At 64.5% G+C, this 12,252-nt stretch carries 2 protein-coding genes (1 of these 2 only partly in view); both read right to left on the reverse strand.

What is annotated here, in order from left to right:
• On the reverse strand, positions 1-11,325 hold an 11,325-nt coding region (locus M5C01_RS16035), incomplete at its 3' end, for an amino acid adenylation domain-containing protein (RefSeq protein WP_349292398.1).
• Positions 11,322-12,252 carry the end of a syringopeptin non-ribosomal peptide synthetase SypA gene (gene sypA, locus M5C01_RS16040; RefSeq protein ID WP_152742299.1) on the reverse strand. The gene runs 15,185 nt beyond the window's last position, so the window shows 931 of its 16,116 coding nt (coding positions 15,186-16,116); its start codon lies off the right edge, out of view; the stop codon is at positions 11,322-11,324. The genes M5C01_RS16035 and sypA, both read right to left, overlap by 4 nt.

Here is a 12,252-nt window from a genome sequence, read left to right on the forward strand (position 1 = left end):
GTCGACCGCAGTGGTATTGAAGGCTTCCAACAACTGCCGACGTTCAGCCTCCGGCAGCACCGACAAGTCCTGCAATGGCGCCTGGGGCGTCTGCTCCAGGGCATCGACCAGGCTGTGCAAGGCCCGCTGCATATAGGCGCAGATTCGCTCAGCCGCAATCAGCGGAACAGTCTGGGCGGTCAACAGGAAGTCTTCACCCTGGTCATCGACGTTGAGGGTCAGCGGATAGTTGGTGCGTTCCTCACCGCCCAGGGCCTGCATGCCGTGCCAGGCCGTCAGCGCCTCGTCCGTCACGACAACGCTGCTGTGACGGTAGTTGAGCAAGGCGCTGAACAACGGCAGCGGAGCGCTGACAGCGCTGCAACGCTGGGCCAGCGCCAGGGACGCATGCTCATGGCCAAGCAACGCGGTCAGTTCGTCGTGGGTGGTCTTGACCCCTTCCCGTGCGCTGCGAGCGCCAAGGACCACCCGCAGCGGCAAGGTATTGATAAACATGCCCAAGGCGCGGTCGGCCCCTTCGCCACCCTGCATCCGGCCCATCAGCACCGTACCGAAGACCACATCGTCGCGGGCCGAAACCCGGCCCAGTACCTGGGCCCAGGCCAGGTGCACCAGGCTGGCGGCACTTACCCCAAGTTGACGGGCCTGGACTCGCAAACGGCGACCCAGCGCAACCCCAACAGGCAGACGGGCTTCATCGATACCTTGAACATCAGCCAGCTGCAAGCCAAACGGCAGGGTCGGTTCGTCGACATCCCCGAGCCGTTCGCGGAAGAAGCGCTCGTGCTCTTCCTGGCTCACGCCCAGGCGGGCCTGGGCGACATAGTTGCGATAGGGTACCGGCGCGCCCAGTTGCGCCTGCTGCCCCAGCAGATAGGCCTGCATCTCGTGCTGCACCACATCCATCGCGGTATGGTCCATCGCCAGGTGATGAAACAGCAGCAAGGCCAGCCAACGCTGGTTTTGCGTATCCCAGGCCTGGATCAGCCGCAGCATCGGTGCCTGGCGAATATCCAGGCGGTAGTCCCGCGAGTCGAAACGCTGATGCAGCTGGCTCGCCACATCAACGCCCTGCGGGTCCGGTTCCAGGCTCTCGCGCACCAGCTGCGCCTGACGCCAGACCACCTGCACCGGCTCGTCGAGGCTTTCCCAGACCAGCGCGGTGCGCAGGATGTCATGGCGCTGGATCACGAACTGCAAGGCACTGGCAAATTCTTCCAGGCGCTCCAGGCTGTCGAAGGCGAACTGCGATTGCAGCACGTAGGGGTCGCCCTGCTCCGCGCTGAGGTGGTGATAGAGGATGCCGGCCTGCAACGGAGCCAGGGCATAGATATCCTGGACGTTGGCAACGCCCCCCGGCACCGTGGCGACGATCCGGTCGATGGCGGCCTGGTCCAGGTTCGCCAGCGGCAACAGTTCGGGGGTGATACGCGAGCAATCGAGGGTAATGCCATTGGCCGGCACGCGAATTTCACGACCACTGCCCACCGCCGCGGCCAGCGCGGCCAGGGTCGGCTGGCTGAACAGCACCCGGACATCGGCGCTCAGGCCGGCCTGGCGCATACGCTCGATCAGCGTCACCGCCAGCAATGAATGCCCGCCCAGTTCGAAGAAGTGGTCATGTCGACCGACCTGCTCGACCTTGAGCAGCTCGGACCATAACTGCGCCAGCAAGGTCTCGGTTGCTCCCTCGGGCGCCTCGTAGCCACGGCTGATCAGCGCCCGTTCATCCGGCGCCGGCAGGGCCTTGCGATCCAGCTTGCCGTTGGCCGTCAGCGGCAGGCGCTCAAGGCGCACATAGGCCATGGGCACCATATATTCCGGCAACTGCCCGTGCAAATGCCCGCGCAACGCGTCGATCCGCTCCACCGCCCCGGCAAAGGCCGGGGTGAAATAGGCCACCAGACGCTTGTCGCCCGGGGTCTCTTCGCGGCACAGCACCACGGTTTCCTTGACCTCGGGATGTTCGGCCAGGCGCGCTTCGATCTCACCCAGTTCGACCCGGAAGCCACGGATCTTCACCTGGTCGTCATTACGCCCCAGGTATTCCAGGTTGCCGTCGGCACGCCAGCGCGCCAGGTCGCCGGTGCGATACAAGCGCGCCTGCGGGTCGCTGTCGAACGGGTCGGCGACAAATTTTTCCCGGGTCAACTCATCCCGGTTCAGGTAACCCTTGGCCACGCCCAGGCCACCGATATACAGCTCACCGATCACCCCCAGCGGCACGGGCTGGGCCTGGGCATCGAGCACATAGAGACGGCCGTTGCCCACCGGCCGGCCAATCGGCAGGCTGCCGCGGTCCGCCCGGGTGATCTCGTAGGTTGCGGAAAAGGTCGTGGCTTCGGTCGGGCCGTAGCCATTGAGCAGGTGCTCGGGAGCGGCGTTCTCCAGGACCCGTGCGATAACCGCCGGGTCCAGCACATCGCCGCCGACAATCAGGTAGCGCAGGCGCGAAAAGGCATCGCCCAGGCCCGCGGCATATTGATGGAACAGGCCGGCGGTCATCCACAACACCGTGACCGACTGTTCCAGCAACAGGCGCTGGAAATTGTCCGGGGAGAGCAAGTCGGCCTGGCCGATCACCACCACGCAGCCGCCATTGAGCAGCGGCGCCCAGACGTCGAGGGTACTGGCGTCGAATGCCGGGTTGGAGGCAAAGGCCACCCGATCCCGGGCATTGAAGTCGGCATAACCGTTGTTGATCACCAGGCGGCTGATGGCCCGATGCGGCACCAGAACACCCTTGGGGGTGCCGGTGGAGCCGGAGGTGTACATGATGTAGGCCACGCTTTCGCTGGACTGCGGCATCACCAGGTCATCGCCGTCCAGGCGCTCCAGACTCAGATGATCGAGGTCCACACGTTGTACGTTGGTGACCAGCGGCACCTCGCGGCGAGTCAGCAGGACCCGGGCCTGGCTGTCCTCGATCATGAAACCCTGGCGCTCGACCGGGGCGTTGATATCCAGCGGCACATAGACCGCGCCGCACTTGAGCACCGCCAGTTGGCTGACCAGCAGCTCATGGGAGCGTTCCAGCAGGATCGCCACGCTGTCGCCCGGTTGTACACCGAGACCGCGCAGATGGCGGGCCAGGCGGTTGGCCCGGGTGTTGAGTTCGGCGTAGGTCAGCGACACGCCATCGTGGATCGCCGCGCAAGCCTCGGGACGCGCCCGCACCTGGGCTTCGAACAGGCCATGGACGGTTTGCGCCCGTGGGTAGTCGCGAGCACTGGCGTTGAACCCTACCAGCAGTTGCTCGCGCTCGGCGGCGGGCAGGATCGACAACTGCGCCAACGGCAAGGCCGGTGTTTGTTCCAGGGCCTCGACCAGGCTTTCCAGGGCGCTGAGCATATAGCCGCAGACCCGTTGTGCCCCGGTACCGGCCAAGGTACCGACGTGCAGGGCGAAGTCTTCGCCCAGATCGTCCACCGACAGGGTCAGCGGGTAGTTGGTGCGTTCTTCGCCACCGAGCATCTCGATGCCGTTCCAGGCCGGCAGGTCGCTGCTGCCACTCGCCAGGTGTCGATAGTTCAGCAGCGCGCTGAACAACGGGGTCGGCGCCGCCACGCCGCTGCAACGTTGCGCCAGGGTCAGCGGCGCATGTTCGTGACCGAGCAAGGCGGTCAGGCGTGAGTGGGTGGCCTTGACCCCTTCTCGCACACCCAATCCACCCACTCCCACCCGCAGCGGCAAGGTATTGATAAACATCCCCAGCGCCCGGTCGGCGCCCTCGCCGCCTTGCAGGCGACCGAGCAGGACGGTACCGAAGACCACCTCGTCCTTGCCCGAGACACCTCCGAGCACACGGGCCCAGGCCAGGTGACAAAGACTGGCGGCACTGACGCCCAATTGCCGCGCCTGGGTTCGCAGCCGGCGGCTGAGGCCGCTGTCCACGGCACAGCGGGCCTCTTCGATATCCTGGCCGTCGCCCTGCACATCCTGCAGACCGAACGGCAAGGTCGGTTCGTCGATATCGCCGAGCATTTCGCGGAAAAACTGCTCGTGCTCGGCCTGGCTCACACCGAGGCGCGATTGGGCCACATAGTTGCGGTACGGGATCGAGGCCGGCAGTTGCACCTGGCGATCCTGCATATGGGCTTCGATTTCGCCCACCAACGCCCCCAGGGAGGTGGCGTCGTTGACCAGGTGGTGGTACTGCAACAGGCCGATCCAGCGTTGGTTGGACGGGTCCTGTGCATAGTCGAGCTGCAGCATCGGCGCCCGACGGATATCCAGGCGGGTCTGCGGAGAATCGAGGCGCCCGCGCAGTTGTCCGGCGGTATCACCGGCGAGCGGGTCCGGCGACACTTCGTGCAGCGCCAGGGTCGCCTGGCGCCAGACCATTTGCAGCGGCGTATCGAGGCCTTCCCAGACCACCGCGGTGCGCAGGATATCGTGGCGTGCAATCACTCCTTGCAGGGCCTGGGCGAAGGCGTCGAGCCGGTCGCGGCTGTCGAAGGCGAACAGCGCGTGTTGCAGATACGGGTCGACGTGGTCCACGGCCAGGTGATGGTGATAGAGGATGCCTTCCTGCAGCGGCGCCAACGGGTAGATATCCTGCACGTTCGCCGCGCCGCCCGGTACGTTAGCCACAACCCGGTCGATAGCGGCCTGGTCGAGAGTGACCAGGGGCAGCATGTCCGGGGTGATGTGCGCGCAAGGGGTCGGGATGGCATTGGCCGGGACGACGATTTCACGCCCACCGCCCACGGCAGCAGCCAGGGCCGCAAGAGTCGGCTGGCTGAACAGCACGCGGACATCAGCGCTCAGGCCGGCCTGACGCATGCGTTCGATCAGGCTGACGGCCAACAACGAATGGCCGCCCAGGTCGAAGAAATGGTCGTGGCGCCCGACCTGCTCGACATTGAGCAGCTGCATCCAGATCCGTGCCAGGGTGGTTTCGGTTTCGCCCTGGGGCGCTTCATAACCACGGCGGATCAGCGCATCGCCGTCCGGGGTCGGCAGGGCCTTGCGGTCGAGTTTGCCGTTCGGGGTCAGCGGCATGGCCTCAAGCAGCACGTAGATGGCGGGAACCATGTACTCCGGCAACTGCTCTTGCAGATGGCTGCGCAGAGATTCGATATCGACTGAAGTCTGCCCGGCCGCCAGGGTGTAATAGGCCACCAGGCGCTTGTCGCCCGGAATATCCTCGCGGGCCGTGACCACGGCTTCGTGGACGGTCGGGTGTTTGGCCAGGCGGGCGTCGATCTCGCCCAGTTCGATACGGAAACCGCGGATCTTCACCTGGTCGTCGTTACGGCCAAGGTATTCGATATTGCCGTCCGGCAGGTAACGGCCGAGGTCGCCGGTGCGATACATCCGCGCCGAGGCTTCCCGGCTGAACGGGTCGTTGAGGAAACGTTCGGCGGTCAGGTCTTCACGGTTCAGATAACCCCGTGCCACACCGGCGCCGCCGATGTAGATTTCACCCGGAACACCCAGCGGAACGGGCTGTTGCTGCTCGTCCAGCAGGTAGAACTGGGTGTTGCCGACCGGTTTGCCGATATGGGGGGCGAAACCGTCCTCGCGATCCATCGACACCCAACTTGAGTAGGTGGTGGTTTCCGATGGGCCGTAAAGGTTGCACAGGCGTTGGACGCCAGTCTTCTCGAACAGCGATTCCACCAGACTGCGTTTCAGCGCTTCGCCGGCGACGTTGACCGTGTGCACCGATTCCGGCAAGCCATCGACTTCCAGCAACGCCTTGAGCGCCGATGGCACTGTGTTGATCAGGTCGATATCGTGCTCGCCCTGTTGCAACTCCAGAACGTTTTTCACCACCTCGATGCTGCCGCCCGAAGTCAGCGGTGCAAAGCATTCGTACACCGCCAGGTCGAAGTTCAGCGAAGTCGAGAACAACGTTTTTTCCAACGCCGGACCGCCGAAAGCGGCATGGGCCCAGGTCAGGAAGTTCACGGTGTTGCGGTGTTCGATCATTACGCCTTTAGGTAAGCCGGTCGACCCCGAGGTGTAGATCAGATAGGCCAGATGCGCTGAAGTCAGTCCCGGCACCTCTGGATTCTGGACGGATTCGTCCTGCCAAGTGCCCTGATCGAGATTGATGACCGGCACCGAAACACCCGCCAGCAAATCACGGGTTGCGGTCTGCGCCAGTACGACCGCCGGAGCACTGTCCTGCAACATATAGGCAATCCGCTCCGCCGGGTAAGCCGGGTCCAGCGGCACATAACCGCCACCCGCCTTGAGAATCGCCAGCAAGCCGACGACCATCTCCGCCCCGCGCTCGACACAGATCCCGACCCGTGAATCCGGCTGCACACCCTGTTTACGCAAGGTATGCGCCAGACGGTTGGCTTGCTCGTTAAGCTCGCGATAAGTCAGGCGGCGCCCGCCATGCACCACTGCCAGGGCATCCGGCGTACGCTGCACCTGCGCTTCGAACAACCCATGCACGGTCTGCTGCCGTGGATAATCCAGCAACGTATCGTTGAACGTCACCAGCAGTTGTTCACGCTCGTCAGCCGGCAGAATCGACAGGCTGCTCAACGGGGCCTCGGGGTTCTGCTCCAGCGCCTGGAGCAGATGCTCCAGCGCCGCCTCCATATAGGCGCAGACCCGCATGGCGCCGACTTCGGCGTTGACCTGCACATTCAGGCTGAAGCCCTCGCCCAGGTCATCGACGTTCAAGGTCAACGGATAGTTGGTACGTTCCTCACCACCAAGGGTCTCGATACCCTGCCAGGCCAGAGCGGCTTCTTCGGAAACACTGCCGACGGCACTGTGACGGTAGTTGAGCAAGGCGCTGAACAACGGCGTCGGCGCGGCCACGCCGCTGCAACGCTGGGCCAGGGCCAGGGACGCATGTTCGTGCCCCAGCAGCGTGGTCAGTCGCGCATGGGTCGCCTTGACCCCGGCACGCGCGCCCTGCCCGCCCACGGCCACCCGCAGCGGCAAGGTATTGATAAACATCCCCAGCGCGCGGTCGGCCCCCTCGCCGCCCTGCATCCGGCCCATCAACACGGTGCCGAAGACCACGTCCTGCTTGCCCGAAACCTTGCCCAATACCTGGGCCCAGGCCAGGTGATGCAAGCTGGCCGCGCTCACGCCCAACTGCCGGGCACGAGCCCGCAGGCGCAGGCTCAGCGCCGGCGACAGCACGCGGGTGGCTTCCTCGATGGAATGACCGTCACCCTGCACATCCTGCAAACCGAACGGCAGTGTCGGCTCGTCGATATCGCCCAGCATCTCGCGGAAGAACGCTTCGTGTTCCCCCCGACGCCCACCCAGGCGCGCCTGGGCCACATAGTTGCGGTACGGCACCGGGCTGCCCAACTGCGCGGCCTGCCCCAGCAGGTGTGCCTGGATTTCATGACGGACCACTTCCAGGGCGGTGTGGTCCAGGGCCATATGATGGAAGCGCAGCATCGCCACCCAGCGCTGCTCGGCTTCGTCCTCGGCAAACACCAGCTGCATCAGTGGCGCTCGGGTCACGTCCAGGCGCGAGTGACGGGTGTCGAAACGCTCCTTGAGCTGGCTGGCCACATCACCGGCACGCGGGTCAAGTTCCAGGGCCTCGCGGTGCAGGCGGGCCTGGCGCCAGACCACCTGGACCGGTTCTTCCAGGCCCTGCCAGAGCACGGCGGTGCGCAGGATGTCATGGCGATCGATAACCTGTTGCAACGCCAGGGCGAAAGCGTCCAGGCGCTGGCGGTCCGGCACCGTGAACAGTGCATGGAGGACGTAGGGATCGCCGCTGCCGGCAGACAGATGGTGATAGAGAATGCCTTCCTGCAACGGCGCCAGCGGATAGATATCCTGCACATTCGCCGCGCCACCGGGCACGTTCGCGACAATCTGTTCGATGGCGGCCTGGTCGAGGTTGACCAGGGACAGCATCTCCGGGGTGATGTGCTCGCAGCCTGCCGGAATGGCGTTGGCCGGAACGACGATTTCCCGCCCGCCGCCCACGGCAGTGGCCAGAGCGGCCAGGGTCGGCTGGCTGAAAAGCGCCTGCACATCGACACTGAGCCCGGCCTGGCGCATATGGCCGATCAGGCTGACGGCCAGCAGCGAATGGCCGCCCAGTTCGAAGAAGTGATCATGGCGTCCGACCTGCTCGACCTTGAGCAGGTCGCTCCAGATCCGTGCAAGGGTGATTTCGGTTTCGCCTTGGGGCGCTTCGTAGCCACGACGGACCAGCGCATCGCTGTCCGGGGCTGGCAGGGCCTTGCGGTCGAGCTTGCCGTTGGGGGTCAGCGGCAGCTTGTCCAACACAACGTAGATGGCCGGGACCATGTACTCCGGCAGCTTTTCCTGCAGATGACGGCGCAGGCTGTCGATATCGACCGAGGTATGTCCATCGGCCAGGGTGTAATAGGCCACCAGACGCTTGTCGCCCGGAATATCTTCGCGGGCCGTGACCACGGCTTCATGGACCGCCGGATGTTTGGCCAGGCGGGCATCGATCTCGCCCAGTTCGATACGGAAGCCACGGATCTTCACCTGGTCGTCGTTACGGCCGAGGTACTCGATATTGCCGTCCGGCAGGTAACGGCCGAGGTCGCCGGTGCGATACATCCGCGCCGAGGCATCCTGGTTGAACGGGTCCTTGAGGAAGCGTTCGGCGGTGAGGTCGTCGCGGTTCAGGTAGCCTCGGGCTACACCGGCGCCACCAATGTAGATTTCACCCGGCACGCCCAGCGGAACGGGCTGTTGCTGCTCGTCCAGCAGGTAGAACTGGGTGTTGCCGACCGGCTTGCCGATATGCGGGGCGAAACCGTCTTCGCGGTCCATGGCCACCCAGCTTGAGTAGGTGGTGGTTTCCGACGGGCCGTAGAGGTTGCAAAGACGTTGGACGCCAGTTTTTTCGAACAGGGATTCCACCAGGCTGCGCTTCAGCGCCTCACCTGCAACGTTGACCGTATGGACCGATTCCGGCAAGCCATCGACTTCCAGCAACGCCTTGAGTGCAGATGGAACGGTGTTGATCAAACCAATATCGTGTTCGCCGTGTTGCAGCTCCAGGACGTTTTTCACCACGTCGATGCTGCCGCCCGAGGTCAAGGGGGCAAAGCACTCGTAGACCGCGAGGTCGAAGTTAAGCGAGGTGGAGAACAAGGTCTTGTTCAACGCCTCATCACCGAAAGCGACATGAGCCCAGGTCAGGAAGTTCACGGTATTGCGGTGTTCGATCATCACGCCTTTGGGCAGACCGGTCGAACCCGAGGTGTAGATCAGGTAAGCCAGATGCGCTGAGGTCAGCCCTGGCACCTGCGGATTCTGGACGGATTCGTCCTGCCAGGTGTCCTGGTCGAGATTGATCACGGGCACCGAAACGCCCGCCAACAATGCCTGGGTAGCTGCCTGTGCCAAGACCGCCGCCGGAGCGCTGTCCTGCAACATGTAGGCAATCCGCTCCGCCGGGTAGGCCGGGTCCAACGGCACATAACCGCCACCCGCCTTGAGAATCGCCAGCAACCCGACAACCATCTCGGCCCCACGCCCGACACAGATCCCGACCCGAGAATCCGGCTGCACACCCTGCTTGCGCAACGCATGGGCCAAACGGTTGGCCTGCTCGTTAAGCTCGCGATAGCTCAGGCGCTGTTCGCCATGCACCACCGCCAAAGCATCCGGCGTACGCTCAACCTGCGCCTCGAACAACCCGTGAATGGTCTGTTCCCGCGGATAATCCAGTGCCGTATCGTTGAACCCCACCAGCAACTGTTCGCGCTCATCGGCCGGCAGGATCGAGAGGCTGTTGAGCGCCGAAGTCGAAGCCCGCTCCAGGGCCTGGACCAACTGCTCCAACGCCGTCTGCATATACCCGCAGACCCGCTGCGCACCGATACCGGCAAGCGCCTGCACATTCAGGCTGAAACCTTCGCCCAGGTCATCCAGGGACAGGATCAGCGGATAGTTGGTGCGTTCTTCGCCCCCCAACACCTCGATCCCTTCCCACAGCTGCACCGCCTCCCCCGTCACCGCCTCAGCAGAACTGTGCCGGTAGTTGAGCAAGGTGCTGAACAACGGCGTCGGCGCGGCCACGCCGCTGCAACGCTGGGCCAGGGACAACGAGGCGTGCTCGTGACCGAGCAACGCGGTCAGCCGCGCATGGGTCGCCTTGACCCCGGCCCGCACATCCTGCTCGCCCACGGCAACCCGCAGCGGCAAGGTATTGATAAACATTCCCAGGGCCCGGCGAACCCCTTCGCTGCCGCGCATCCGCCCCAGCAGCACGGTGCCGAACACCACGTCGTTGCGCCCGCACAGGCGCCCGAGCACCTGGGCCCAGGCCAGGTGATGCAGGCTCGCCGCACTCACCCCCTGCAGCCGGGCCTGGGCCCGCAGGCGCCGGCTCAGCTCGACGGGCAGGGTCTGGGTCGCTTCTTCGACACCATGACCGTCGCCGCGCACATCCTGAATGCCGAACGGCAGGGTCGGCTCGTCGATATCACCGAGCATCTCGCGGAAAAACGCTTCGTGCTGCTGGCTGCTGACCCCGAGTCGGGCCTGGGCCACATAGTTGCGATACGGCACCGGCTCGCCCAGGGCCTGGGCCTGGCCGTACAGGTGCGCATGGATTTCCTGCTGCACCACTTCCAGGGCCGCGTGGTCGATGGCGATGTGATGGAACAGCAGCATTGCCACCCAGCGCTGGTTGGCCGCATCGTGGGCGAAGGCCAGGCGCAGCAAAGGCGCCTGACTGATATCGAGACGGTAGTGGCGCGGGTCGAAGCGTTGTCGTAGTTGCTCGCTGGCCGCGCCGGCAGCGGGGTCGATCTCGATTTCAGTGAGGACCAGCCGCGCCTGGCGCCAGACCACCTGCACCGGTTCGTCCAGGCCTTCCCAGACCACGCTGGTGCGCAGGATGTCGTGACGGTCAATCACCTGCTGCAAGGCCGTGGTGAACTCGTCGAAACGGGCACGGCTGGCAATCGCGAATTGCGCCTGCAGGACGTAGGGATCGCCCTGCTCGGCGGCGATATGGTGATAGAGGATGCCCTCCTGCAACGGTGCCAGCGGGTAGATGTCCTGCACATTGCCGACACCACCGGGGACGCTGGCGACGATATGCTCGATGGCCGCCTGGTCGAGCCGGACCAGGGGCAGCATGTCCGGGGTGATGCGCGCGCAGCCGGCAGGGATCGCCTGGGCCGGAATCTCCACTTCCCCGGCCTTGCCGCTGGAATACTCGCCGGCATTGATCAGTTCGATCAACGCCGCCTTGTTCTCGCGCAACATCGCCAGCACGGCGGGCTCGGTGAGGGACTGTCGCCTGCCGCTGACGACCAGTTGGTCGCCCTTGACGGCAAGTTGCACATCTTTCTCTTTCAGTATTGCCAACAGTTCGATCACGCTCACAGAACAATCTCCATTCTTTCCGTCGTTGCCGCGTATTCCGAGAGGGTGGGGTGTTCGAACAGGGTCCTGACATCGGCTTCCAGACCTTCCTGGCGCATGCGTTCCATCAGGCTCACGGCGAGCAGCGAATGGCCGCCCAGTTCGAAGAAGTGGTCATGCCGACCGACCTGGGCGATACCCAGCAAGGTTTGCCAGATCTCGGCGATCAGGGTTTCCGTCTCGCCTTGCGGGGCTTCGTAGCCGCGACTGATCAGCGCGCCGCCGTCCGGAGCCGGCAGGGCCTTGCGGTCGAGCTTGCCGTTGGGGGTCAGCGGTAGTGCGTCGAGCCGCACATAGGCCACCGGGACCATATAGGCCGGCAGTTGCCCCAGCAGCCAACCGCGCAGGCTGTCGATCGCCGGCTCGTTGTCCATGGACTGGACGGTGTAGTAAGCCACCAGGCGTTTGTCGCCCGGGATGTCTTCGCGGGCCATGACCACGGCTTCCTGCACCGCAGGATGTTTGGCCAGGCGCGCTTCGATCTCGCCCAGTTCGATACGGAAACCACGGATCTTCACCTGGTCGTCGTTACGGCCCAGGTATTCGATATTGCCGTCCGGCAGATAACGACCGAGGTCGCCGGTGCGGTACATCCGGGCGTTCGGCGTGATTGCGAACGGGTCCTGGAGGAAGCGTTCGGCGGTGAGATCGTCGCGGTTCAGGTAGCCTCGGGCTACGCCGGCGCCGCCAATGTAGATCTCACCCGGAACACCCAGTGGAACGGGTTGTTGCTGTTCATCCAGCAGGTAGAACTGGGTGTTGCCCACCGGTTTGCCGATATGCGGGGCAAAACCGTCTTCGCGATCCATCGCTACCCAACTTGAATAGGTGGTGGTTTCCGAAGGGCCATAGAGGTTGCACAGGCGTTGGACGCCGGTCTTCTCGAAC

The sequence above is a fragment of the Pseudomonas sp. MWU12-2319 genome, from assembly GCF_023242525.1.
Lineage (GTDB): Bacteria > Pseudomonadota > Gammaproteobacteria > Pseudomonadales > Pseudomonadaceae > Aquipseudomonas > Aquipseudomonas gingeri_D.